The organism is Geodermatophilus sp. SYSU D00703 (assembly GCF_054050155.1).
Genome location: NZ_JBJGYU010000020.1, coordinates 32,752 through 56,508, shown reverse-complemented (window position 1 = coordinate 56,508; position 23,757 = coordinate 32,752). Strand labels below are relative to the sequence as shown.

General features: G+C 76.8%; 24 protein-coding genes. 5 read left to right on the top strand and 19 right to left on the bottom strand.

Going from position 1 to position 23,757, the window contains the following annotated elements; all coding sequences use genetic code 11:
• Positions 1-38: 38 nt before the first annotated feature.
• From ACI782_RS17860 to ACI782_RS17850, 3 genes are all read right to left on the bottom strand, one after another.
• Entirely contained in the window at positions 39-797 is a 759-nt protein-coding gene (locus ACI782_RS17860) for an SDR family NAD(P)-dependent oxidoreductase (protein WP_456911415.1), read from the bottom strand.
• 80 nt (positions 798-877) lie between these two features.
• Complete coding sequence (locus ACI782_RS17855; protein ID WP_456911414.1) at positions 878-1,615, bottom strand: DUF5995 family protein; 738 nt, start codon at positions 1,613-1,615, stop codon at positions 878-880.
• 19 nt (positions 1,616-1,634) lie between these two features.
• Complete coding sequence (locus tag ACI782_RS17850; protein ID WP_456911413.1) at positions 1,635-3,491, bottom strand: PucR family transcriptional regulator; 1,857 nt, start codon at positions 3,489-3,491, stop codon at positions 1,635-1,637.
• Between the two features lie 361 nt (positions 3,492-3,852).
• Here ACI782_RS17850 and ACI782_RS17845 point away from each other — a divergent pair, with 361 nt between their 5' ends.
• Complete coding sequence (locus tag ACI782_RS17845) at positions 3,853-4,863, top strand: DUF2877 domain-containing protein (protein WP_456911412.1); 1,011 nt, start codon at positions 3,853-3,855, stop codon at positions 4,861-4,863.
• A 108-nt stretch (positions 4,864-4,971) separates the two neighbouring features.
• On the opposite strand, the gene hisG is transcribed toward ACI782_RS17845, so the two are convergent.
• The 9 genes from hisG to ACI782_RS17800 form a co-directional block, all read right to left on the bottom strand.
• Complete coding sequence (hisG, locus tag ACI782_RS17840) at positions 4,972-5,838, bottom strand: ATP phosphoribosyltransferase (protein WP_456911411.1); 867 nt, start codon at positions 5,836-5,838, stop codon at positions 4,972-4,974.
• Between the two features lie 135 nt (positions 5,839-5,973).
• Positions 5,974-6,237, bottom strand: coding sequence for a phosphoribosyl-ATP diphosphatase (locus ACI782_RS17835; protein ID WP_456911410.1), 264 nt, complete (start codon positions 6,235-6,237; stop codon positions 5,974-5,976).
• Entirely contained in the window at positions 6,234-6,761 is a 528-nt protein-coding gene (ribH, locus tag ACI782_RS17830; RefSeq protein WP_456911409.1) for a 6,7-dimethyl-8-ribityllumazine synthase, read from the bottom strand. Before ribH ends, ACI782_RS17835 begins: the two co-directional genes overlap by 4 nt.
• On the bottom strand, positions 6,758-8,068 hold the full coding sequence (locus ACI782_RS17825; protein ID WP_456911408.1) for a bifunctional 3,4-dihydroxy-2-butanone-4-phosphate synthase/GTP cyclohydrolase II: 1,311 nt from the start codon (positions 8,066-8,068) through the stop codon (positions 6,758-6,760). The genes ribH and ACI782_RS17825 overlap by 4 nt, the downstream gene beginning before the upstream one ends.
• On the bottom strand, positions 8,065-8,688 hold the full coding sequence (locus ACI782_RS17820) for a riboflavin synthase (RefSeq protein WP_456911407.1): 624 nt from the start codon (positions 8,686-8,688) through the stop codon (positions 8,065-8,067). Before ACI782_RS17820 ends, ACI782_RS17825 begins: the two co-directional genes overlap by 4 nt.
• 2 nt (positions 8,689-8,690) lie before the next feature.
• On the bottom strand, positions 8,691-9,767 hold the full coding sequence (ribD, locus tag ACI782_RS17815) for a bifunctional diaminohydroxyphosphoribosylaminopyrimidine deaminase/5-amino-6-(5-phosphoribosylamino)uracil reductase RibD (RefSeq protein WP_456911406.1): 1,077 nt from the start codon (positions 9,765-9,767) through the stop codon (positions 8,691-8,693).
• Positions 9,764-10,435, bottom strand: coding sequence for a ribulose-phosphate 3-epimerase (gene rpe / locus ACI782_RS17810; RefSeq protein ID WP_456911405.1), 672 nt, complete (start codon positions 10,433-10,435; stop codon positions 9,764-9,766). Before rpe ends, ribD begins: the two co-directional genes overlap by 4 nt.
• Before the next feature lie 49 nt (positions 10,436-10,484).
• Positions 10,485-11,198, bottom strand: a complete 714-nt coding sequence (locus ACI782_RS17805) for a DUF1775 domain-containing protein (protein WP_456911404.1) — start codon at positions 11,196-11,198, stop codon at positions 10,485-10,487.
• A 54-nt stretch (positions 11,199-11,252) separates the two neighbouring features.
• Entirely contained in the window at positions 11,253-11,750 is a 498-nt protein-coding gene (locus ACI782_RS17800) for a GNAT family N-acetyltransferase (RefSeq protein WP_456911403.1), read from the bottom strand.
• A 75-nt stretch (positions 11,751-11,825) separates the two neighbouring features.
• On the opposite strand from ACI782_RS17800, the gene ACI782_RS17795 reads away from it, so the two are divergent.
• Positions 11,826-13,211, top strand: a complete 1,386-nt coding sequence (locus tag ACI782_RS17795) for a sensor histidine kinase (protein ID WP_456911402.1) — start codon at positions 11,826-11,828, stop codon at positions 13,209-13,211.
• Positions 13,208-13,843 carry a response regulator gene (locus tag ACI782_RS17790; RefSeq protein WP_456911401.1) on the top strand — a complete coding sequence of 212 codons (636 nt, stop codon included), beginning with the start codon at positions 13,208-13,210 and terminating at the stop codon, positions 13,841-13,843. The genes ACI782_RS17795 and ACI782_RS17790 overlap by 4 nt, the downstream gene beginning before the upstream one ends.
• Before the next feature lie 18 nt (positions 13,844-13,861).
• On the opposite strand, the gene ACI782_RS17785 is transcribed toward ACI782_RS17790, so the two are convergent.
• The 6 genes from ACI782_RS17785 to ACI782_RS17760 all read right to left on the bottom strand — a co-directional run bounded on the left by ACI782_RS17785 (position 13,862) and on the right by ACI782_RS17760 (position 19,703).
• Entirely contained in the window at positions 13,862-15,256 is a 1,395-nt protein-coding gene (locus ACI782_RS17785; protein ID WP_456911400.1) for an RsmB/NOP family class I SAM-dependent RNA methyltransferase, read from the bottom strand.
• Positions 15,253-16,209 (bottom strand): methionyl-tRNA formyltransferase, encoded by a 957-nt coding sequence (gene fmt, locus ACI782_RS17780; RefSeq protein WP_456911399.1) that lies wholly within the window; start codon positions 16,207-16,209, stop codon positions 15,253-15,255. Before fmt ends, ACI782_RS17785 begins: the two co-directional genes overlap by 4 nt.
• Complete coding sequence (gene def / locus ACI782_RS17775; protein ID WP_456911398.1) at positions 16,176-16,709, bottom strand: peptide deformylase; 534 nt, start codon at positions 16,707-16,709, stop codon at positions 16,176-16,178. Before def ends, fmt begins: the two co-directional genes overlap by 34 nt.
• Positions 16,710-16,758: 49 nt before the next feature.
• Positions 16,759-17,616, bottom strand: coding sequence for a protein kinase domain-containing protein (locus tag ACI782_RS17770; RefSeq protein WP_456911397.1), 858 nt, complete (start codon positions 17,614-17,616; stop codon positions 16,759-16,761).
• 74 nt (positions 17,617-17,690) lie between these two features.
• Positions 17,691-17,825, bottom strand: a complete 135-nt coding sequence (locus tag ACI782_RS17765; protein WP_456911396.1) for a hypothetical protein — start codon at positions 17,823-17,825, stop codon at positions 17,691-17,693.
• A 6-nt stretch (positions 17,826-17,831) separates the two neighbouring features.
• Positions 17,832-19,703: an ABC transporter ATP-binding protein gene (locus tag ACI782_RS17760; protein WP_456911395.1), complete on the bottom strand. Its 1,872-nt coding sequence runs from the start codon at positions 19,701-19,703 to the stop codon at positions 17,832-17,834.
• Positions 19,704-19,938: 235 nt separating this feature from the next.
• On the opposite strand from ACI782_RS17760, the gene ACI782_RS17755 reads away from it, so the two are divergent.
• Positions 19,939-20,583 (top strand): response regulator, encoded by a 645-nt coding sequence (locus tag ACI782_RS17755; RefSeq protein WP_456911394.1) that lies wholly within the window; start codon positions 19,939-19,941, stop codon positions 20,581-20,583.
• Positions 20,583-21,608 (top strand): hypothetical protein, encoded by a 1,026-nt coding sequence (locus tag ACI782_RS17750; protein ID WP_456911393.1) that lies wholly within the window; start codon positions 20,583-20,585, stop codon positions 21,606-21,608. The genes ACI782_RS17755 and ACI782_RS17750 overlap by 1 nt, the downstream gene beginning before the upstream one ends.
• 11 nt (positions 21,609-21,619) lie before the next feature.
• Here the strand turns inward: ACI782_RS17750 and ACI782_RS17745 are convergent, their stop codons facing one another.
• Positions 21,620-23,575, bottom strand: a complete 1,956-nt coding sequence (locus ACI782_RS17745; RefSeq protein ID WP_456911392.1) for a primosomal protein N' — start codon at positions 23,573-23,575, stop codon at positions 21,620-21,622.
• Positions 23,576-23,757: the final 182 nt, after the last annotated feature.

Genomic DNA, 23,757 nt, shown 5'->3' with positions numbered 1-23,757 from the left:
GGGGCAGGGGCGCGGTGCCCGCGCCCCTGCCCCTCCGCTCAACGCTCCTGGTCGGTGGGGCGCACCAGCACCTCGTTGACCGCGACGTGCGGCGGCTGGGTGACCACGTAGACGATCGCCCGGGCGACGTCGTCTGCCTGCAGCGTGCGCATGCTCTCGGCCATCTGCCGGGAGGCCTCGCGCGCCTCGGGCTGGGTGATGTGGCTGGACAGCTCGGTGGCCACCGCCCCCGGCTCGACCAGCGAGACGCGGACCCCGCGCGCGGTGACCTCCTGGCGCAGCGACTCGCTGAAGGCGTTCACCGCCCACTTGCTCGCGTTGTAGACACCGGCCCCCTTCCGGGCGGTCCGGCCGGCGACGCTGGAGACGTTCACGACGTCGCCGGAGCCCTGCTCGAGCATCCCGTCGATCGCCGCGTGGGTCGTGTAGAGGACGCCCATCACGTTGGTCTGCACCATCCGGCGCCAGTCCTCGGGGTCGGCGCCGACGATGGTGCCGAGCAGCATCACCCCGGCGTTGTTCACCAGGACGTCCAGCCCGCCCAGCTCCTCCCGGGTCCGGCGGACGGCGTCGGCGCACGCGGCCTCGTCGGTGACGTCGAGGTCGAGCGTCAGCACCGCCGCGCCGTCCCCGCGCAACTTCCCGGCCAGCGCCTCCAGCCGGTCCCTGCGGCGCGCCCCCAGCGCGACGGCGGCACCGGCCTGCGCCAGGGCCACGGCGGTGGCCTCCCCGATGCCGGACGACGCGCCGGTGACCAGCGCGACCCGGCCGGCGAGTGGACGGGCGACCTCGGTCATGCGTGCTCTCCCTCCCGGGCCGCCTCGTGCGCGCCCGCGCCCCAGCCTCGCCGATCCGGCCGTCCGCGGCGCGCGCGGGGTCAGGCCAGGCGGACGCCGAACCCCCGGACCGCCAGCCGCAGCAGCACCGGCCCGGGCCGCAGCAGGTCCCGCACGCGGGCCGCGGCGGCCTCCTCCAGCTCGCACACCCGGCGGGTGTAGTCGTCCGGGCCGCGGCGCCGGGCCCGGTCCAGCTGCACCGCGTTGGCCCACACCTTGCGCCGCGACTCGCGCAGGAAGACCTGGCTGGCCGTGCGGTTGGCCGGGGAGAGCGCCCGGTCGAGGAGTGTGCGCCGGCCTCCGGCGCGGTGCAGCTCGCCGTCCTCCACGGCCACCCGGGCGGCCAGCACCCGGTCGATGCGCTCGTGGTCGCGCCGCCGCCGGGCGAGCAGGTCCGGGTCGTCGAAGTCCTCCGCCGGGATGACCCGCACCAGCGACTGCGGCAGGTCGTAGTTGATGTGCGCGTTCATGCCCAGCAGCACGTGCGCCTCCGGCGGCAGGCCGGGCCGGGCTCCGAACGCCAGCCGCCAGGGCCGGGGCGGGGCGGCCGGGTCGCTGCGGTGCGCGGCCAGCGCGTCGAGGTAGAGCCCGGCGAAGTCGACGTCCCACCCCTCGACCCACACCGGGTCCTCGAACTCACCGCCGCGGATGGCCGCCGCGACCGCCTCCGTCGTCCGCAGGTAGACACCGTGGAAGAACCGGGCCGGGTCCCGGTCGGCCTCCAGCGGCGCCTGAAGATCGGTCATGCGCCCGATCAGCGCCGCGACGTCGGTACCCACGCCGCAGACCATGGCGGGCTCAGATCAGCGCGTCCAGACCCTCGTCCGGGGGCAGGCCCAGGGCGGCGTCCACCGGCGGCCGGTGCGGCTGGTCCAGCCCGCGCATGCGGGCCGCGTGGAGGGCCAGCAGCAGGTTCAGCCGCAGCGTCGGGTCGGTGGTGAAGGGCCCGAGCAGCCGCTCGAGCTTGCCGATCCGGTAGCGCATCGTGTTGTAGTGGAAGTGCAACCGCCGGGCGGACTCCGCCACGTTGAGGTTGGTCTCCAGCAGCACCCGCAGCGTCTCCCGCAGGTCGGCGGAGTCGGGATCGGCGGCGTCGGCCAGCGACCCCAGCACCTCGTCGACGTAGTTGCGCAGCTCGGTGCTGTCGGGGATCAGCGACAGGAGCCGGAACACCCCGAGCTGGTCGAAGTGGGTCACCGCCTGCGGACCGTGGATCTCCTGCCCCACGCTCAGCGCCCGCGACGCCTGCTGGTGCGCCTCCCCCAGCGCCGACAGCGAGCCGGCCGGCCGGCCGATGCCGGTGCCCAGCACCCGCCCGACCCGGCGCACGCGGGCGTTGACCCGCGAGGTCACCGCGGACACCAGTGAGGTGATCTCGTCCGGCGTCCGCCCGTCCAGCGGCAGCACGGTGACGATCTCGGTGGACAGCCCGGCGACCGCCGCGCCGGAGACCTCCGTCTCCAGCGCCGAGCGCCAGCCGTCGGCCAGCCGGTCGAGGACGTCGAGGGCGCGGGTGGGGTCGGCCTGCGGGTCGACGGCGGTCTCGGTCGCGGCCACCAGGACGACGACCGGCCCGTCCAGCCGCCACCCGAAGGACCGGGTCTGCGCCAGCGCCCGCTCGGTGTGCCGCAGCGACCCGGCGACCAGCCGGCGGACCAGGTCGCCCTGGAACCGCAGCTCGACGGAGTGCACCGCCTGCTGCCGGATGACCGACAGCGCCGAGACGACGGCCGCGCGCTCGAGGACGCCGCCGGCGCCGACCACCATCGGTCCGGACCGGTGGACGGCGACCAGCCAGCCGTGCCGCTGGTCGCCGGCCATGATCGGCGCCACGGCGTACTCCCCCACCCCGCCGGGCAGCTCGTGGTGTCCCGGGACCAGCAGGATGCCGTCGGCCGGCGAGAGGTCGGCGTCGGCGAGCACGTCGGCGGGGGTCACCACGGTCTGGTCGGCGCGCAGGCCCGAGAGCCGCCGCGAGGGCGCCATGAGCGCCAGCTCGTCCTCGGCCTCGGCGTCCAGCAGCCACAGCCAGTCGCTGATCTCGGCGACGTCCTCGGCGGGGCCCGCGGTGGTGACGATCTCCCGGTCGGGGCCCAGGCCCAGCACCGCGGCGCCCTCCAGTGCGTGTGCCAGCTGCTCGGTCACCTCGGCCAGCCCGCCGCCGCTGAGCGCGACGTCGATGAACTGGTCGTGCATGCGGTGGGACAGCGCGAGCGCCTCGCTCTGCTTGCCCACGACCGCGCCCAGCACCTCGGAGACCAGCTCCTCGGTGCGGGCCCCGGTGGGCAGCGCGAGCACCGGGAAGGAGCGCCGGTCGGCTTCGGCGAGCACCTCGTCGGGCACCGGCGCCGGGCCCTCGCCGCGGCGGAAGGCCAGCGCCGTGGTGCCCATCGAGTCCAGCCGCTCGACCAGGGCCCGGTAGTTGGCGGCGTCGGCCGGCGGCAGCCGCGCCCCGAGGACGACGAGGACGTCGGGTCCGGCCACGGCGAGCGGATCGGCCGGGTCGTCGACCACCATGTGCCGCAGGATCCGGTCGAGCCCGCCGGCGCCGGCGACGACGTCGGTGCCCTCGAGGGCCGGCAGCTGCAGGGCCTCCTCGAGGGTCAGCCCCATGCGCTCGAGCCAGCTCGGCCGGTCGGGGCGGTTCTCGGTCACCGGCGCCTCCGCTGCCGACAGGTGGCGACGCATCGGGGTCGCGTCACTACGAGGAGTTCGGATGGTCGGCGTGGCCTGACTCCGGGTCACGGACTCCACTGTCCCAGTTGCCCTTCCCTCTGGCCATACCACGGCATCCTGTCAGGAGTGCCTGGACCAACGACCCCATTCTTGGCGACTTCCGCCATACAAGGGCATGCGACGCGCCGCTTAGGTTCGACTCCCGGATCCATTCCGCCGCTGGATGGTAGGCCGACCACCGCACCGCGGTGCCGCCGAGTCCCTCCGGCGGAGGAGCGGGACCGGGCGGGGGGTCTCGAGCCACGGTTCCTCCCGTTGCTCCCACGGTGAAGAGGCCGCCATGCGCACCATCGACGAGACCGCCGGCCCGGGCGACACCCGTCCCGGGGCCCCGACCTCCCCACGCGGCCGCGCCGCTCGAGCCGGAGTGCCGACCATCCCCCTCCCCCGGGAGTCGGCCCAGGCAACCGCCCGCACCGCCCGTCCCGCCCGCGCAGCCACGGCGGTCCCCGCGTCCGCCAGCACCGGTGTCGCCGACCTGCTCCGCGGTCCGGTCCGCCCGGCCCGGGTGCTGATGAGCGTCCCGGCCGCGGTGTACCTGTACGTCCCCAGCGAGCGCGGTGGCGACGTCGTCGGCGTCCTCACCAGTGACGCGGCGCGGTTGCCGCTGGGCTGCGTCCTGTTCCGCCCGAGCAACGGCCGCCCGCTGGTGGCGCTGCCCAGCGACGCGCCGGCCGAGGTCGGCGGCGGTCGCATCGTCGTCGGGGACCTCGCGGTGAGCGCGGCCGCGTGGTGGGACCCGCGTCCCCGGCTGCCCAGCCCCCGCCCCGCGCTGCTCCCCGAGGGCGTCCGCCAGCTGCGCAACGCGCTCTACGGCGAGGGCGTCCCGCACAGCGCCTTCACCCTCCCCGGCCTGCCGGCCGGTCCCGGCGGGCCGCTGGCCGCGCTGCGCGGCGCCGTCCGACGGGCCGACCTGGACGCCGCCCTGCGCACCGCGGCCCGGCTGATCGGCCTCGGCCCCGGGCTGACCCCGGCCGGCGACGACGTCATGGCCGGGACGATGGCCGGACTGGTGCTGCTGGGTCACCCGGCCGCCGAACGGTTCGCCGCCGGCGTCTACGCGCTGGCCGCGGGGCGCACCACCGAGCTCTCGCGGGCGCTGCTGCGGCACGCCGCCGCCGGGCGGGTCAGCGGCGAGTACGCCGCCGTCCTGCACGGCCTGGTCGGTGAGCGGCCGCTGGGCCCGGCGATCGCCGGGCTGCTGGCCACCGGCTCCACCAGCGGCCGGGCCATGGCGCTCGGGCTGTGCACCGCGATCGACCTGGTGGACCGCACCACCCGCCAGCGCTGACCCGACGCGACGAGGCCTCCCCGGTCGACCGGGGAGGCCTCGTCGCGTGTGGCCCCGTCCAGAGGCTCGCCGCGAGCGTGCGAGCGGTGAGGAGGACGGGGTCCTCGTTCAGATCCGGCAGGCGTGGATGCTGGTGACCAGGATCGCGCGGGCGCCGAGCTCCCAGAGCTCGTCCATCACCCGGTTTGTCTCGCCCTGCGCCACCATCGCGCGCACCGCCGACCACCCCTCGGTCTGCAGCGGGCTGACCGTGGGCCCCTCCAGGCCGGGGGTCAGCGCGGTCGCCTTCTCCAGCAGGTCGTTCGGGCAGTCGTAGTCGAGCATCACGTACTGCCGGGCCACCAGGACACCGCGCAGCCGGCGGCGCAGCTGGGCCACGGCGGGGATCTCCTCCGAGCCCGCCCGCCGGACCAGGATCGCCTCGCTGGTCAGCACCGGCTCGCCGATGATGTGCAGTCCGGCGGCGCGCAGCGTCGTCCCGGTCTCCACGACGTCGCAGACGGCGTCGGCGACGCCCAGCCGGCAGGCGGTCTCCACCGCGCCGTCGAGCTTCACCACGCCGGCACGGATGCCCTGCTCGTCCAGGTAGCGCTGCAGCAGGACGGGGTAGGCGGTGGCGATCCGCTTGCCGGCCAGCTGTTCCACGGTGTCGACGCCGGACTCCACCGGCGTGGCGAACCGGAACGAGGAGCGGCCGAAGCCCAGCGGCATGACCTCGACCGCGGCGGCACCCTCCCCGTCGCCCGGGGCGGTCTCCAGCAGCATGTCGCGGCCGGTGATGCCGACGTCCAGCGTGCCGGCGGCCACGTACACGGCGATGTCACGGGGCCGCAGGTAGAAGAACTCGGTGTCGCTGTCGGGGTCGTAGACGGCGAGGTCCTTGGTGCTGCGCCGCTGCCGGTACCCGCTCTCGGCGAGCATGGCGGCCGCGGGCTCACTCAGGACGCCCTTGTTCGGCACGGCGATGCGCAGCACGGGGGTCTCCTTCGATCGGTTGGTCGGCCCTCCTGCAGGGTCCCGCCGCTGACTCCGTCCGGAGGCACCACCCCGAGCGTGCGAGGGGTGAGAGGGACGGGGTCCTTCCGCGGTGAGGGGCAGGAGGGTCCTCCTTCAGAGGTGGGCGTAGACGTCGTCCAGCGTCAGGCCGCGGGCGAGCATGAGGACCTGCACCCGGTACAGCAGCTGGCTGATCTCCTCCGCCGTCCGCTCCTCGCCCTCGTGCTCGGCGGCCATCCAGGACTCCGCGGCCTCCTCGACGACCTTCTTGCCGGCCGCGTGCACGCCGTCGCGGACCGCCGTGACCGTGCCGGAGGCGGGGTCACCGGCGGCCACCTTGGCGGCGAGCTCGGCGAACAGCGCGTCGAAGGTCTTCACGCACGGCTCCCGTCGGCGGCCGGGGTGACGGAGAAGCCGGTGGGCCGCGACGGCCCGCGCAGCGAGCGGAGGGTGAGCGCGGTGGCCAGCGCGGCGATCGTCGCCTCCCAGCCCTTGTCCTCCGCGGAGCCGGGCAGCCCGGCGCGGTCGCGCGCCTGCTGCTCGGTGTCACAGGTGAGGACGCCGTTGCCGACCGGCGTGCCCGCGTCGAGGGCCACCCGGGTCAGGCCGGCGGTGACGGCGTCGCAGACGTACTCGAAGTGCGGCGTCCCGCCCCGGATGACCACGCCCAGGGCGACGACGGCGTCGTGCCGCTCGGTCAGCGCCTGGGCGACCACCGGCAGCTCCACCGCGCCCGGCACCCGGACCACGGTCGGCTCGCGGACGCCGGAGGCGGCGGCCGCGGCGACCGCGCGGTCCAGGAGCGCGCCGGTGATCTCCGCGTGCCAGGTGGTCGCGACGATGCCGAGGGTCAGCCCCCCGGCGTCGACCGGCTGCGCCTCGGGCGCGCCCTGTCCGCTCACAGTCTCTGCTCCTGCTGACCCAGGGGCACGTCGGTGCCCGGGACGGTGGGGACGTCGGCCGGACCGGACTCGGTCTCGGGCTCGATGATGTCGAGGAGGTGGCCCATCCGGTCGCGCTTGGTGCGCAGGTAGGCCAGGTTCTCGGCGGTGACGTGACTGGGCAGCGGCACCCGCCCGGTGATCCTCAGCCCGTAGCCCTCCAGCCCGGCCCGCTTGGCCGGGTTGTTGGTGAGCAGCCGCATCGTGTGCACGCCCAGGTCGACCAGGATCTGCGCGCCGGTGCCGTAGTCACGGGCGTCGGCGGGCAGCCCCAGGTCCAGGTTGGCGTCGACCGTGTCCACCCCGGAGTCCTGCAGCTGGTAGGCCTGCAGCTTGTGCAGCAGGCCGATGCCCCGGCCCTCGTGCCCTCGGATGTAGAGCACCACGCCGCGGCCCTCCTGGGCCACCGCGGCCAGCGCCGCCTGCAGCTGCGGACCGCAGTCGCAGCGCAGTGAGCCGAACACGTCGCCGGTCAGGCACTCGGAGTGCACCCGGACCAGCACGTCCTCCCCGTCGGCGAGGTCGCCGTAGACGAACGCCACGTGCTCGCGCTCGTCGTAGGAGGACCGGTAGCCCACCGCGGTGAACACGCCCGGCGCCAGCGGCACCGCCGCCTCGGCCACCCGCTCCACCAGCTTGTCGAACCGCTTGCGGTAGGCGATCAGGTCCGCGATCGACACCAGCGGCAGGTCGTGCTCGTCGGCGAAGACCCGCAGCTCCTCGCCGCGGGCCATGCCGGTCGGGTCCTTCTCGCTGACCAGCTCGCACAGCGTGCCCGAGGGGCGCAGCCCGGCCAGGACCGCGAGGTCCACCGCCGCCTCGGTGTGCCCGGGCCGACGCAGCACCCCGCCGTCCTTGGCCCGCAGCGGCACGATGTGCCCCGGCCGGGCGAGGTCGGCGGCGTTGGTCTCGGAGGCGGCCAGCAGCCGGATGGTGTGCGCGCGGTCGGACGCGGAGATGCCGGTGGTGACGCCCTCCCGGGCGTCGACGGTGACGGTGTAGGCCGTGCCGCGGCGGTCCTGGTTGACCCGGTACATCGGCGGCAGGTCCAGCCGGTCGGCGTCGGCCTCGGTGACGGCCACGCAGATGTAGCCCGACGTGTAGCGGACCATGAACGCCACCAGCTCGGGCGTGGCCAGCTCCGAGGCGAAGATGAGGTCGCCCTCGTTCTCCCGGTCCTCGTCGTCGATCACCACGACGGGGCGGCCGTCCTTGATCGCGGCGATCGCCGCCTCGATCGAGTCGAGTCGCGTGGTCGGCTCGCTCACCGCCGGGCTCCCAACAGGCGTTCCACGTACTTGGCGACCACGTCGACCTCCAGGTTGACCGGGTTCCCCGGAGGCACCGCGCCGAGCGTGGTCTCGCGGAGGGTGGTGGGGATGAGGCTGACCTCGAACCACGGCTCGGGGTCATCGACCGCGCTCACCGCGCTCACCGTGAGCGAGACGCCGTCCACCGCGACCGAGCCCTTCTCCACCACGTAGCGTGCCAGCTCGCCCGGCAGCGCGATCCGGACGACCTCCCAGTGCTCGCTGGGGGTCCGGGACAGCACGGTGCCGACGCCGTCGACGTGGCCCTGCACGAGGTGCCCGCCGAGCCGGGTCTGCGGGGTCACCGCGCGCTCGAGGTTCACCGGGTCGCCCGCGCCCAGGGCGCCGAGGCTGCTGCGGCGGAGGGTCTCGGCCATCACGTCGGTGCTCCAGACGCCCTCGGCGCCGTCCCCGCCGTCCACGGCGGTGACGGTGAGGCAGACGCCGTTGACCGCGATCGAGTCACCCAGCGCCACCCCCTCCAGCGCCCTGCGCGCGCGGATCTGCAGCCGGGCTGCGTCCGGCTGCTCCTCGCGGACGAGCAGGGTGCCGACCTCCTCGACGATCCCGGTGAACACGATCAACTCCCTCCGGTCGCGGCCGGGCTGACCGCGGACCGACCTGCACCAGTGTGCCGGTTCGGTCGCAGCCGGATGCCGACGTCCCCGCCCAGGAGGGTGACGTCGACGACCGACAGCGTCAGCGCGTCCGCGATCGAGGTGATTCCCAGGTCACCGACGAGCGACGCGCCGGCGCCCAGCAGCTTGGGCGCCAGGTGGACGACGGCCTCGTCGACCAGCCCGTCGCGGAGGAACGCCGCGGCCAGCGTGGGACCCCCCTCGAGCAGCACCCGGCGCACGTCGCGCTCGAACAGCTCGACCAGCAGCGCCCGCGGACCGGACGCGGCGCTGATCAGCGTCGGGGCGGCCCCGTCGAGCACGCGCGCCGTGCGCGGCAGCCGGCCGCGACGGTCGAGCACCACCCGCAGCGGCTGCCGGCCGGCGTCGCGGCCCTCGGCGTCGCGGACCGTGAGCTGCGGGTCGTCGGCCAGCGCGGTGCCCGAGCCGACCACGACGGCGTCGCAGGTGGCGCGCAGGCGGTGGACGGCGGCCCGCGCCTGCGGCCCGGTGACCCAGCGGCTGCTGCCGTCGGCGGCGGCGACCCGGCCGTCGAGCGTGCCGGCGGCCTTCCACACCACGTACGGCCGCCGCTCCCGGACGCCGGTCAGCCACGCCGCCAGCGCCCCCTCCTCCGCGGCGGCCTGCTCGACGCCGAGCTCGACGGCGACCCCGGCGTCGCGGAGCTGCTGCGCCCCGCCTCCGGCCAGCTCGGTCGGTTCGGGGACGGCGACGACGACGCGGGCGATCCCCGCGGCCAGCAGGGCGTCGGCGCAGGGGCCGGTGCGACCGGTGTGCGCGCAGGGCTCGAGGGTGACGACCGCGGTGCCGCCGCGGGCGCGGTCGCCGGCCTCGGTGAGCGCCGCGATCTCGGCGTGCGGGCCGCCGGGCGGGGCGGTGGCCCCCTCCCCCACCGGCGTCCCGTCGGCGGCGAGGACGACGGCGCCGACCGGCGGGTTGGGGCTGGTCGTGCCGAGGACGGCGGCGCCGAGCTCGCGGGCGCGGGCCATGGCGCTGCGCTCGGCCGGGGTGACCCTCACCCCTGCATCGCCGCGGCGGCCTGCGCGCGCAGGCCGGCGATGGCGCGGGCGGGGTCCTCGGCGCCGTAGACCGCCGAGCCCGCCACGAAGACGTCGGCACCGGCCTCGGCGGCCTGCTCGATGGTGTCGGCGTTGATCCCGCCGTCCACCTCGACCAGGACGGTCAGGTGCCCGGTGTCGACCAGTTGCCGGGCGCGGCGCACCTTCGGCAGCACCTCGGACCGGAACTCCTGGCCGCCGAAGCCGGGCTCGACGGTCATGACGAGGAGGGTGTCGAAGTCCGGGAGGACGTCGAGGTACTCCTCCAGCGGGGTGGCGGGCTTGAGGGCGAGGCCGGCCAGGGCCCCGGCGGCGCGGATGTCGCGCGCGACGGCGCGCGGGTCGGTGCAGGCCTCCGCGTGCAGGGTGACGTTGCGCGCCCCCGCCTCGGCGTAGCCCGGAGCCCAACGGTCGGGGTGGTGGATCATCAGGTGGCAGTCCAGCGGCACCGGGCTGACCGCCTGCAGCGCCTGCATCACCGGGAGGCCGAAGGTCAGGTTCGGCACGAAGTGCCCGTCCATGACGTCGAAGTGCAACCAGTCGGCGTCCTTCACCCGGTGGGCCTCGTCCGCCAGCCGGGCGAAGTCCGCCGACAGCAGGCTGGGCGCGATCATCGGGGTGCGGGACACGTCTGCCGAGTCTAGGCGGGGGCCGGGAGCCCTCCGGCGTCGGCGCTGGTCACGACCGGGCGCGCGACCGCCGCACCCACAGGCCCCCGGCTCCGGCGGCGGCCGCGAGCACGCCCAGGCCGACCAGCCAGCCGGTGGCGACGCCGCCGTCGTCCTCCGCCTCGGCGGCCGGCGTGGTGGCGGTGGCCGCCGGCTCCTCCGCTGCCGTCCCTGCCGGCTCGGGCGACGGGGACGGCGTGGTCCCGGGCGCGGGCGGGGTCACCGGTGCCGGGGCGCCCGGGGCCACGGTGAGCACCGGGGCGGGCTGCTCGGGCTCCGGTGCGCCGGGGGCGGCCTGCTCGATCCAGGCGTCCTCGGTGCCGTCGGTGTAGCGCTGGATCGTCGGGAAGGCCAGCTCGGTGACCTCGAACGGCAGCTGCGCGACGGTGATCGCGAAATCGGCGTCCTCCCCGGAGGCCAGGGGCGGTCCGCCGACCTCGAAGCCGTCCGCGGTGGCGGTGAGCGTCCAGCCGGCCGGGCCGGAGGCGAGCGACACGGTGGCCGGGTCGATGCCGTCGGGCAGCCGCGTGCGCAGGCCGGCCACGCCGGAGGGGTTCTCGGCCGCGGCCGAGAAGGTGACGGTGACCGGCCCGGTGCCCGCGGTGGCGCCGGGCGCGCTCACCTCGACGTGCGCGGCCGCCGTCCCGGTGCCGGCGGCGAGCAGGACGGCGGCCAGGGCGCCGGTGGCCAGGGAGCGGCGCACGGCCGCGCTGCGGGTCCTCACGGCGCTCTAGTCGTCCGGCGGGGCCGGCTGGTTCCCGGCGCGGACCGGCCCGCCTCAGTCGCGGTCGGGCAGGGCGACCCACTCGGCCCAGGAGAGGTCCCGGCCGACGTAGCGGGGACGGCGCAGCGGCCACCGTTCCGCGAGCCACCGCGGCACGAACTCGTCGAGGGCCCGCTCCACCTCGGTGCCGACCAGACGGTCGACCACCCACCACGAGACCTCGGCGTCGGCGTCCCCGGCCTTCTCCGGCGGGTCGATGTAGACGCAGCCGAGCAGCTCGGTCTCGGCCTCGTCGTGCAGCGAGTAGTTGAAGCTCTCGTGCGCCTCGGTCTCGCGCTCGTGGCGGGCGAGGTCGGCCCGGTCCTGCTCGCGGGTCATGGTGGCCGGCGGCCAGCCCCAGGCCTCGCCGTAGATCGACCACAGCCGCTCCCGGCAGGCCATCACGGCGGGGAAGTCCAGGTCGACGTCGGCCTCGCGGATGGGCCGCAGGTGGTGGCCGGTGGGGAGGTCGGCGCGCAGCGGGCGGACGAAGTCGTCGGGCAGCCAGGGCACCGGCGCACGGTACTGGGGCGGCAACCGGAACGCGGGAGTCCCCTCATGTCGGCCGACGCACCTAGCCTGACCCCTGTGGGACGCACTGTCTCCGGCCGGTTCTCCGGCGCCGGTCCGGGTCGGATCTCCGTGGCGGCCTCCGTCACGCGCTTCACCGTGGCCGGCGTGGTGGCCACCCTCGCGCTGTCGCTGCTGATCGCCTCGCTGTCCCGGCGGGCGGGCGTCGAGGAGGGCATCCGGTCGGCCGAGCGGGTGGCCCGGGTCGTCGGCCACGGCGTGGTCGCGCCGCTGCTGACCCCCGAGCTGCGCAGCGGGGACGAGCAGGCCCGCGAACGCCTGAGGACGGCCGTGGACGCGGTCGCGATGTCGGGGCCGGTGAGCCGGATCGAGGTCCTCGACGGCCGGGGCCAGGTGCTGTGGTCCGACGAGCCCCGGGTGGTGGGCGTGGTCACCCCGCTGGACGACCTGGAGCGCGACGCGCTGGCCAACGGCCACGTGGCCTCGCACATCACCGACCTCACCGCGCCGCAGAACCGGTTCGAGTCCCCGGACCGCGCGCTGCTCGAGGTGCACGTGGGGGTCCGGGACGGGGCCGGGCGGCGGCTGTTGGTCAAGGTCTACCAGAGCTACGACGTGGTGCAGGAGTCGGCGCGGGCCGCCTACATGCGGTTCGCGCCCGCCTCACTCGGTGCCCTGCTCCTGCTGCAGGCGGTGCAGATCCCCATCGCCTGGCACCTCGCCCGCCGGCTGCGCCGCCACCAGGAGGCCGAGACCCGGTTGCTCCAGTCGGTCGTCGACGCCTCCGAGGACGAGCGCCGGCGGATCGCGGGTGAGGTCCACGACGGCGTCGTCCAGGACCTCACCGGCCTCACCTACGACCTCGACGTCGCCCGGCTGCACGCGGCGAACGCGGACCCGGAGCTCATCGCGCGCACCGCGGAGCGGGTGCGGCAGAGTGTGACCGAGCTGCGGTCGCTGCTGGTCGACCTCAACCCGCCGCGGCTGCCGGAGGCGGGGCTGGCGCCCGCGCTGGCCGTGCTCGCCGAGGGCCTGGAACGGGAGGGTCTCACCGTGCACCTGGACGCCGCAGCCGCCGAGGACCTCCCGGAGCCGGTCGCCTCGCTGCTCTACCGCGCCGGCCTGGAGGCGCTGCGGAACGTGCGGTCGCACAGCGGGGCCCGGCGGGTCACCGTGGTGGTCAGCCGAACGGCGGGCGAGGCGGCGCTCAGCGTCGACGACGACGGCCGCGGGATGGACCGGGTGGGCCTCGCCGCGAGCAGCGTCCGCGGGCACCTGGGCCTGCGGACCCTGGAGGACCGCCTGCAGGCCGCGGGCGGCGCCCTGACGATCTCCAGCGCGCCGGGTCAGGGCACCCGGCTCCTGGCCCAGGTGCCCCTCGACGGCGCCGGCGCGCAGTACCGCGGCGCGCAGGCGTCCGACTCGGTCGGGGTGACCCGGTGATCCGGGTGCTCGTGGTCGACGACCACACCGTCGTCCGCCGGGGGCTGACCCACCTGCTGGCCACGGCGGCCGACATGGAGTGCGTCGGGGAGGCGGCCGACGGGGAGCAGGCCCTGGTGATGATCGCCGAGCTGCGGCCCGACGTCGTCCTGCTGGACCTGTCCATGCCCGGCGCCGACGGGGTCGCGGTCATCCGCCGGCTGCGAGCCGACGGAGACCCGACCCGCGTGCTGGTGCTGACCTCGTTCAGCGACGCCGGGCTGGTCCTCGACGCGGTCTCGGCCGGCGCCGACGGCTACCTGCTCAAGCAGGCGCGGGCCGAGCAGATCATCGACGGCGTCCGGACCGTCGCCGGCGGGGGCGCACCGGTCGACCCCGCCGTGGCCCGCTCGCTGCTCCGCGACGTCCGGGACCGCGGCGCGGCGCCCGCGGTGCCCCTCACCGACCGGGAGACCGAGGTGCTCGAGCTGATCCGGCTCGGCTATCCCAACCGGCTCATCGCCCGCCGGCTGGACATCAGCGAGCGCACCGTCAAGGTGCACATCACGCACATCTTCCAGCGGATCGGCGTCGCCGACCGCACGCAGGCCGCGCTGTGGGCCGAGCGCAACCTGCGCCCCATGCGGGGCTGACCCCGGACGCCCCCGCCGTCAGCGGGTGCGGCGGAGCAGCGCCATGAACATCGCGTCGGTGCCGTGCCGGTGCGGCCACAGCTGCCCGTACCGGCCGCGCGCGACCCCGGGGACGTCGGGGAACAGGGGCGCGACCGGTAGCACCTCGACGTCGTCCCGGGCGGCCGCGGCGTCGACGACCGCGACGGTCTCTGCGGCGTGCGGGGAGCAGGTCACGTAGGCCAGCACTCCCCCGGGCCGCACGGACTCCAGGGCGGCGGCCAGCAGCGCGGTCTGCACCTCCACCAGCGGGGCCACGTCGTCCGGCGTCCGCCGCCAGCGGACCTCCGGGCGGCGGCGCAGCGCTCCCAGCCCGGTGCACGGGGCGTCGAGCAGCACCCGGTCGAAGGCGGCGGCCGGCCACGGCGGACGGCGGCCGTCGGCGACCAGCACCTCCACGTCGTCCTCGGCGGCCAGCGCCTGCCGCACCAGCTCGGCGCGGTGCGGCGACCGGTCGGCGGCGGTCAGCCGCACCCCGGGGCGACGGACCGCGGCGAGCAGCGCGGCCTTGCCGCCGGGGCCGGCACACACGTCCAGCCAGGCGGCGTCGGGGCCCTCCAGCGGCGCTCGGGTCAGCAGCAGCGCGGCCAGCTGGCTGCCCTCGTCCTGGACGCCGGCGGTCCCGGCGCGCACCGCCGGCACCCGCCCGGGGTCACCGCCGCCCAGCCGGACGGCGTGCGGCGACCACGGCCCCGGCGTCCCGCCCGACTCCTCGGCCAGCCGCTCGCGGGCCACCCGGCGGGCCACCAGGTGCACCTCGGGCGCGGCGTCGTCGGCCAGGAGGGCGGGCTCGAGATCGGCGTCGCCGCCCAGGGCCTCCCGCCAGGTCCGCACGATCCAGGCGGGGTGGTCGGTGGCCAGGGCCAGCCGCCGCTCCGCGTCGCCGCCGAGCCGCTCGAGCCAGGCCGCGCGGTCCCCTCCGGCGGCCACCTTCCGCAGCACCGCGTTGACCAGCCCGGAGGCCCCGGCGCCGACGATCGCCCGGGTCAGGTCGACCGTGGTGGCGACCGCGGCGTGCGCGGGCACCCGCAGGTCGAGCAGCTGGTACGTGCCCAGGCGGAGCAGGTCCAGCACCCGCGGGTCGAGGTCGGTCAGGGGCCGGTCGACCAGCCCGGCGAGGACGGCGTCGAGCGTGCCTCGGGCGCGCAGGGTGCCGTAGGTCAGCTGGGTGGTGAAGGCGGCGTCGCGCGCGTCGAGCTCCCGCTCGCGCAGCAGCTGGGGCAGCAGCAGGTTGGCGTAGGCCTCGCGGGACGTGACGGCGTCCAGGACGTCGTAGGCGGTCAGCCGCGCCCCGTCGAGCTGCGGCCGCGGCGCCCGCCGTCCGTCGCGCCGTCCCGGGCGCGGCCGGCCCGGCCGGCGTGGGGGCCGGGTCATCCGACCCGCTCGCCGGGCGCCGGGCGGGCCCCGCGGGCCCAGTCGGCGGCCGGCAGCAGCCGCTTGCCCGCCGGCTGCACCTCGCCCAGGCGCACCGCGCCCCGGCCCGTGCCGACCAGCACGCCGGTGGCGCCCACCGACAGCTCGCCGGGCGCCAGCCCCAGGGGCGACGGCAGCGGCTCGACCGGGCCCAGTCGCAGGCGGTCGCCGCGCCAGGTGGTCCACGCACCGGGGACCGGCGTCACCCCGCGGACCCGCCGGTCGACGACGTGCGCCGGCAGCGCCCAGTCGACCCGGGCGTCGGCCGGCTCGATCCGCGGCGCCAGGCTGATCCCCTCGGCCGGCTGCGGCTCGGGCTCGAGGGCGCCGGCCTCGATGCCGTCCAGCGTGGCCAGCAGCAGGCGGGCACCGCTGACCGCCAACCGGCCCAGCAGGTCCCCGGCGGTGTCCCGCGGCGCGATCGGCTCGGTGACCATGCCGTAGACCGGCCCGGTGTCCAGGCCCGCCTCCAGGCGGAAGGTCGAGGCGCCGGTGACCTCGTCCCCGGCCATGACCGCGTGCTGCACGGGGGCGGCGCCGCGCCAGGCGGGCAGCAGCGAGAAGTGCAGGTTGACCCAGCCGTGCCGGGGCAGGTCCAGCGCCGCCCGGGGCACCAGCGCGCCGTAGGCGACGACCGGCGCGCAGTCGACGGCGAGGTCGGCGAGCTGCTGGAGGAACGCGGGCTCGCGCGGCGAGCGCGGCTGCAGCACCGGCACGCCGGCGGCGTCCGCCCGCTCGGCCACCGGCGAGCGGCTCACCTTCCGGCCGCGCCCGGAGCGGGCGTCGGGCCGGGTGAGGACGGCGGCGACCTCGTGGGGCGAGTCGAGCAGCAGGTCCAGGGAGGGGACGGCGACGTCCGGCGTCCCGGCGAACAGGAGCCTCAGTGGGGGCTCACCTCCACGCGCGGCACCCACGCCTCCGTGCCCGACCACTCGGCCGCGGCGATCTCGGCCAGCGCGGCCGCGCGGGCGGCGTCCTCCAGCCGGTCGACGAACAGCACGCCGTCGAGGTGGTCGACCTCGTGCTGCACCGCGCGGGCCAGCAGGTGCGAGCCCTCGACCCGGACCGGCTCGCCGTGCAGGTCGAACCCGGTCGCGGCGACGTACAGGTGGCGGCGGCAGTCGTAGGCGAACCCCGGGATCGACAGGCAGCCCTCGGGACCCTCCTGGGTCTCCTCCCCCACCGGGGTCACGACCGGGTTGACCAGGTGGCCGAGCTCCCCGTCGACGAGCCAGGTGAACACCCGCAGGCCGACGCCGATCTGCGGAGCGGCCAGCCCCGCGCCTCCGGCGGCGAGCATCGTGTCGGTCAGGTCGGCGACCAGGCCGCGCAACTCCCTGTCGAAGTCGACGACGGGGGCGGCGGGCGTGCGCAGCACGGCGTCGCCGTACAGCCGGATGGGGGTGACGCTCACCGGTCGATCGTAGAAGAGGCCTTCTCCGCCCCCGCCGCTCCGGAGTCGGTCAGCCGGGGACGAGCGGTCGGTGGGCGCCCAGGTGCGCGTCGGCCCAGGAGGGCCAGGGCCTGGCCGCTTCCTCGCCGGCGAACGCCACGAGCCCGACCATGGCGGCGTCGACCGTCGGGCGGCGGTCGGGGTCGGGGTCGGTGAGCTCGGCGACCACGTCCATGACGGCGTCGGCGCGGGGCGCCTGGGGGTGCAGCAGGGCATGCAGCGTGGCCCCGACGCCGTAGACGTCCATCGCGGGGGTCACCGTGCGCACACCCTCGGCGGCCAGCTCCGGCGCGCGGAACCCCTCCGTGCCCGCCCGCTCCGACGGCTGCATCCGGTGGCCCAGGGGGCGGGCGGCACCGAGGTCGACCAGCCGCGGCTTGCCGTCGACGAGGAGCACGTTGAGCGGGTCGACGTCGAGGTGCGCCAGGCTCCGGGCGTGCAGCGCGCGCACGGCGCCGAGGAGCACGACGCCCAGGCAGGCGGTGTCCTCGGCCGACAGCCGACCATCGGCCTCCACGCACTCGAACAGGTTCGGACCGTCCATGTACTCGACGGCGAGGAAGGGGACGTCGTGGGCCCGCCCGTCGTGCAGCAGCCGCGGGATCGCCGGGTGGCGGAGCGCCATGAGAGCCCGCGCCTCCTGGTCCAGTGCCCGGACCGCCACGGGTTTCCAGCCCGGGCGGACGACCTTGACCACGGCCGGAGCCCAGAGGTCCACCGACCAGCACAGCCACGTCTCCCGGCGTGGGCCCACCATGATCAGCCCCCAGGCGAGGTGCCCGGGCACGAGCGGTCCGCCCGGCTCGGGGTTCCACCGCGGGCGGCCGTCCCGCTCGTCGAGCCTCACCGCAGCGCCCACGTCTGCCACTGCTCCTCCTCGGTCGGTCCTGGGACGGCGATCGCCGTCCCGCCAGCGGCCGGCGGGACGGCGATCTGACGGACTCAGTCACAGTCGTCGTCGCTGTTCCAGTGGTCGTCGCTGTGCCACCAGTGGTCGTCGTCGCTGCTGGACCACCAGTTCTTGAGGCGGCTCACCGTGGTGGTCACCTCACCGAAGATGCGGCGGAACGTGGTCATCTCGTGTCACCTCCCCTCGATGGACTCGTAACGGGTGCGGGGACTCAGAGGGCGCGTGCGCCGGGGACGTCCGGGCCCGGTCGGGTTGGCGTGCTGGGGGCCGGTGCCCTCGCGCACGGCGCCGTCGGGCCGGCGCTGCGCCGGAGGAGCGGTGTCCCGCGCGCCCGCGTACGGCCGGTACGGGGCCACGGGCACCGTCCGGTCGGCGATGGCCGCCAGGACCGGGTCGTGGGTGACGAGGACGACGGTGCGGTCCCGCGTGGCCGACCGGATTGCACCGACGACCTGCCGGGCCGCCTCGGCGTCGAGCGACGTCGTCGGCTCGTCGAGGAGGACGACCGGCGCCGGTGACACCACGGCGCGGGCCAGCGCCACCCGGCGCCGCTGGCCGCCGGAGAGCAGCACGCCGCTCTCGCCGAGCGGGGTGTCGTAGCCCTCCGGGAGGACGGCGGTGAACTCGTCCACCCAGGCGGCGCGGCCGGCGGCGAGCACCTCGGCGCGGCTGGCCGCCGGGGTCCCGAAGGCGATGTTCTCCGCGAGGGTGGCGTCGAGCAGCCACGGGTCCTGCGGCACGAAGGCCACCTGGCGGCGCAGCTCCGCCGTCGCCATCTCGCGGACGTCGACCTCGTCGATGAGCACCCGCCCCGCGTCCGGGTCGTACAGCCGGAGGAGCAGGGACAGGACCGTGCTCTTGCCCGCACCGCTGGGCCCGAACAGGCACACGGTCTCCCCGGCGCGGACGTCGAGGGAGAAGCCGCGCAGGACGGGGCGGTCGGTGGCGTAGGAGAAGTCCACCGCCTCCAGCCGGAGCCCCTGGCGCACCGGCGGGAACGGCCGCGGCCGGTCGGGCTCGGGCACCGCCTCGGTGCAGGCCAGCACCTGGTGGATGCGCTCCGCGCTGGCGTGCGCCTTGGCCTGCACACCGGACAGCCGCACCAGGCTGCGGACCGGCGACTGCAGCGACCGCAGGTAGGCCAACACCACGAGCAGTTGGCCCACCGTCAGGGCCCCGTTCAGCACCTGGATCCCGCCGGTGACCAGGACGACGCCGGAACCGACGCTGAGGAGGATGCCGGACACCGGCGCCCAACGCGCCTCGGTGACGGCCGCCCGCGTCTGCGCGGTCACCACGCGCTCGTTGGGCTCGCCGAACAGCCGGCCGGCCCGGTCCAGGCGACCGAAGGCCTGCACGGGCCGGACGTTGCGCAGCAGTTCGGTGGCGGTCGCGGAGAGCTTGCCGGCCGCCTCGCGCGCCTCCATGGTCGCCGCGCGCACCCGCCGGCGTTGACACGCGGTCAGCCAGGCCAGCAGGGGGAGGACGACGAGGCCGAGCCAGGCCAGGGTGGGGTCGACCGCGAAGAGCAGGACCAGGGCACCGCCGAGGAGCAGCAGATCGGGCAGGACCTGGGTGAACGCGGCCACGGTCGCGTCGAGCATCCGACCGACGTCGGCGGTCAGCCGGGAGACGACCTCCCCGGTGCGGGTCCGGTCGTGCCACCGCAGCGACAGGGACAGCGCCCGCGCGAAGAGGGCCGAACGCATCGCCCCGGCCATGCGTTCGGCTGCCCGCTCGGCCCACACCCGGGTCCCGACGTCCAGCAGGGCGCCGACGGCCTGCAGCCCGAGGAGGGCCACCCCGGCGGCGACGAGCAGGCCCACCGGGCCGAGCCCGGACAGGACCCCGGCCGGCCCGTGCAGCGGCTGCCCGCCCAGGGCGTGGTCGACCGCCAGGGCCAGCGGCCACGGGGACAGCAGCGAGGTGGCGACCTGGCACACCGCCGCGACGGCGGCCAGGCTGAGCAGGCCCACCTGGGGCCGGATGAAGGGCGCGGCGACCCGCAGGGCCCCGGGGGGCCGCGGAGCTGCATGCGCCGGCACGCCGTCCAGCGTTCGCTCCAGTTGGGTGGAGTATCCATCCGTCCCTGGGTGTACCCCGATGGTCTTAGGCCCGCGGGACGGCGCAAGCCGGAACGCGGAGACCCATTCCGAGCCGGTCGCGTCCTATCCTCTGCCACGTGACCTGGATCACGTCACGGCCGCGGGGGTGGCCGGCGAAGCCGCGGCCGGTCCCCGTGGTGGCGGCCCGTCGGACCACCACCGTGGGGTCCCCGTCGTGATCCGCGTCCTTGTCGTCGACGACCACGCGGTCGTCCGCCAGGGACTGATGAGCCTCCTCGAGGAGGGCGTGGACATGGAGTGCGTCGGCGCGGCAGGTGACGCCGCCGGTGCGCTCGGCCTGACCGAGCAGCTCCGTCCCGACGTCGTCATGCTGGACCTCTCCATGCCGGGAGAGGACGGCATCAGCGTGATCCGCCGCCTGCGATCCCGCTCGGACCCTGCTCGGATCCTCGTCCTCACCTCGTACGGGGAGGGCCCCCGCGTCCTCGAGGCCCTCGACGCCGGCGCCGACGGCTACCTGCTCAAGCACGCCTCGTCCGACGCGATCCTCGACGGCATCCGGGCCGTGGCCGCCGGGGACGGGCCGATCGACCCGCGGGTGGCCCCCTCGGTGATCGCCGCGCTGCGGGAGCGCGGACAGAGCGAGCTGCTCACCGACCGGGAGCGCGAGGTCCTCGAGCTGCTCCGTCAGGGGCACTCGAACAAGGTCATCGCCCGGCGCCTGCGCATCGCCGAGGGCACCGTGAAGACGCACGTGACCCACATCCTGCAGCGCGTGGGGGCGGCTGACCGCACCCAGGCGGCGCTGTGGGCCGAGCGCCACCTGCGCCCCGGCCAACCCGGGGAAGGCAGCGCCTGATGTCCCGGGGAGCCCACCGGAAGCGCCCGGGACCCGGTCACCCGCCCTTCCTGACCGACAGCCGGCACCGGCCGGTGGTGGTGGGGCGTGCGGCGGCGGTCCTCCGGCCGCAGCCGCACTGGGCCGGGGTCGTCCGCGTGACGGCCGGCACGCTGACCATCGCGGGGGCCTTCGTGCTGGTCCTGCTCGTCGGCACCTGGACGGGGCTGTCCCTCGTCGGCGGTCCGGCCGCCACCGACATGTCCGGGCCTCCGATGGCGTTCCCAGCCCCCGAGGCCGCGGCGCCGCCCGATCGGGACGTGCTGCGCCCGCCGGACGACGCCGTGCCGCAGCCCCCGCAGGTCGTGGAGGTCCTGCCACCCGCCACGTCCGGACCGGACATCCAGCCGGCCTCGGCCACCCGCGAGCGCGCTCCCGACGGGGATCCCACCCCGCAGCCGGGCGCCGGGATCGGCGCTCCCGCGGGGGCGCCGGCGCCCTCGGCCGGCAGGGTCGTGGTCCCGCCGCTGGTGGCGGCCACCTCGGCCGGACCGTCGCCGGCCCCGGCTCCCCCGGCCGACCCCGCCCCGTCGCAGGGGGCCGCGCCGGAACCCGCCGCACCGGAACCCGCCGCACCGGAACCCGCCGCACCGGAACCCGCCGCACCGGAACCCGTCGCACCGCCCGCCGCGGTGCCTCCCGCGCCGGACCCGCCGGCCGACGCCGATCCCGCGCCCCCCGCGCCGAGCAGCCCGCCGCCCGCCGAGCCGGTCGCCCCGCCTCCCGACGGCGACGAGCACGGACACGGCGACGGCGACGGACGCGGCCACGGGGGCCGGCATCCGCACGGCGACCGCGACCGGGAGCACGACCGGGACGCCGACCCGTACCCGTTCCGCGACGGCCACGGCCACGGGCACCACGGCACCAGCCGGCCCGCCGACCGGGACGAGCCGTGTCCGCCCGACGCCGTGCAGCCGTCCGGAACCGCGGCCCCCACCGAGGCCGCGGAGGAGCCCGTGGAGGCGGCTCCCCCGGCGGAGTGACTGCCCCGGGCTCAGACCAGGTCGAGCGGGTCCAGCTGCACCCGGACGTGTTCCGGCGCCTTCTTGGCGCTGCGGACGCCCTGCACCTCGGCCAGCGCGTGCGCCAGCGCCACGCCCTCGGTGCGGGGCACGCGGACGAGGAAGCGCTCCCGGTCGCCGTCCTGACCGGGCCGCGGTGGCTCGGGCACCGGGCCGAGCAGGTCGGCGTCGGCCGGCAGCCGCGCGGTCTCGAGGAACTCCGCCAGCGCCTGCGCCGTCCCCGACAGGGCGGCCATGCGCGTCGCCGGCGGGAAGCCCAACGCCCGCCGGTCGGCCAGCTCGCGGTCGGCCAGCCAGGCGGGGTCCCAGCGGACCAGCGCCTGGACGACGGGGTGCGCGGCGTCCGCGGCGACGACGACCTGCCCGCCGGCCGACGCGGGGCGCACCAGGGTCGCGGCGTTCACCCAGCGGCGCAGGGTCTCCTCCCCCGCCCGCAGATCGGCGCGCCCGAGCAGCGCCCACGAGTCCAGCAACAGGGCTGCCCCGTAGCCGCCGTCGGCCACCGGCTCGGCGCCCGGCGTGGCGACCACCACCGCCGGCCCGGCGGGCACCGACGCCAGGACGCCGGAGCCCCGGCCGGAGACCCGCACCGCCGCGCCGGGGAACGCCCGGCCCAGTTCCTCGGCGGTGCGGGCGGCGCCCACCACCGACGCGCGCAGCTTGGTGCCGTGGCAGTGCGGGCAGTCGAACGTCGCCGCCGGCCGGGCGCACCAGCGGCAGGCCGGCACGCGCGAGCCGCCGGGGCCGGGGGCCGGTGAGATGCCCAGCGGGCCGGAGCAGGCCGCGCAGCGGGCCGGCGCCCGGCAGCGGTCGCAGGCCAGCCCTGGCGCGTACCCGGCGCGGGGCACCTGCACCAGCACCGGGGCACCGTCGGCGAGGGCCTGCCGGGCGACCCGGTGGGCGAGGCTGGGCAGCCGCGCGGTGCGGGCGGCCGGGTCGCGGGCCAGCTCCGCGTCGGCGCCGAGGGCGTGCACGCGCGGCATGGCGGCCCGGAGGGTGGCGCGGTCGGCGACCAGCTCGTGCGCCCAGCCGCTCTCCACCAGCAGCTGCGCCTCCGCGGTACGGGCGCCGGCCGCCACGACCGCCGCGCAGGAAGCCAGGTGCGCGCGGTGGACGAGGACGTCGCGGGCGTGGGCGTAGGGCGCCCGCGGCTCGGCGTGCAGGTCGTCGCCGTCGTCCCAGATCGCCACCAGCGCGAGGTCGGCGACCGGCGCGAAGACCGCGGCCCGGGTGCCGAGGACGACCCTCGCGCTGCCGCGGGCGGCGTCGAGGAACCGCCGGTAGCGGGCGTCGGGGGCGGCATCGGCGCGCAGGACGACGAAGGAGCCCGTGGGCAGCCGGGCCTCCGCCGCGGCGGCCAGCCGGTCCAGGTCGCGGCCGTCCGGGACGACGACCAGGGCGCCGCGGCCGCCGGAGAGCGCGGCCTGGCACAGCTCGACCAGCCGGGCCGGCCAGTCCTCGCCGGGCAGCGCGGTCCAGACCGCCCGGGCCGGCCGGCCCTCGGCGACCGCGGTGAGCAGCGCCGGACCGGTCGGGTACGGGGCGAAGCCGGCCGGGTCGGGGGCGGCCGGGGGCGGCGGCGGCTCGGCGGCCGGCCGCTTCTCGGCGGCGGCCCGGCGCGGCGGGACGGCCAGCCGCAGCACGTCCGTGACCGTGCCGCCCCAGCGCTGCGCGACCGAGCGGGCCAGGGCGAGGACCTCGGGGGTCAGCACCGGCTCCGGGGAGACCAGCTTGGCCAACGGCGCGAGCCGGCCGCCGTGCTCGCTGGTGTCGCCGAGCTCGACGACGAACCCGTCGACCAGCTGGCCCGCGAAGCGGACCCGCACCCGGCAGCCCGGGCGGACCTCACCGGCCATCTCCTCGGGGACGGCGTAGTCGAACGGCCGGTCCAGGTGGGCCAGGGGGACGTCGACGACGACCCGGGCCACCCGCGGGGTGCGGGTGCCCGGGTCGTCGTCCGAGCTGGGCTGCGGCGGGGCCGAGGTCAGGGGGGTCTCCGGAGGGCGCGAGCGGGGCGGTTCGCCGACAGTGTCGCCGCGGGGTACGACGGCCCCGCGGCCCCGTCCATAGGCTCGCCCCGAGCTCGCGAGGGGTGAGGACGGGGTCCTCT

What these genes read in the sequence shown, in the direction of transcription:
- ACI782_RS17785 (WP_456911400.1), bottom strand. Translation starts at nt 15,256, where the DNA reads ATGACCCGGCCCCCACGCCGGCCGGGCCGGCCGCGCCCGGGACGGCGC.
- ACI782_RS17845 (WP_456911412.1), top strand. Translation starts at nt 3,853, where the DNA reads ATGCGCACCATCGACGAGACCGCCGGCCCGGGCGACACCCGTCCCGGG.
- ACI782_RS17765 (WP_456911396.1), bottom strand. Translation starts at nt 17,825, where the DNA reads ATGACCACGTTCCGCCGCATCTTCGGTGAGGTGACCACCACGGTGAGC.
- ACI782_RS17860 (WP_456911415.1), bottom strand. Translation starts at nt 797, where the DNA reads ATGACCGAGGTCGCCCGTCCACTCGCCGGCCGGGTCGCGCTGGTCACC.
- ACI782_RS17750 (WP_456911393.1), top strand. Translation starts at nt 20,583, where the DNA reads ATGTCCCGGGGAGCCCACCGGAAGCGCCCGGGACCCGGTCACCCGCCC.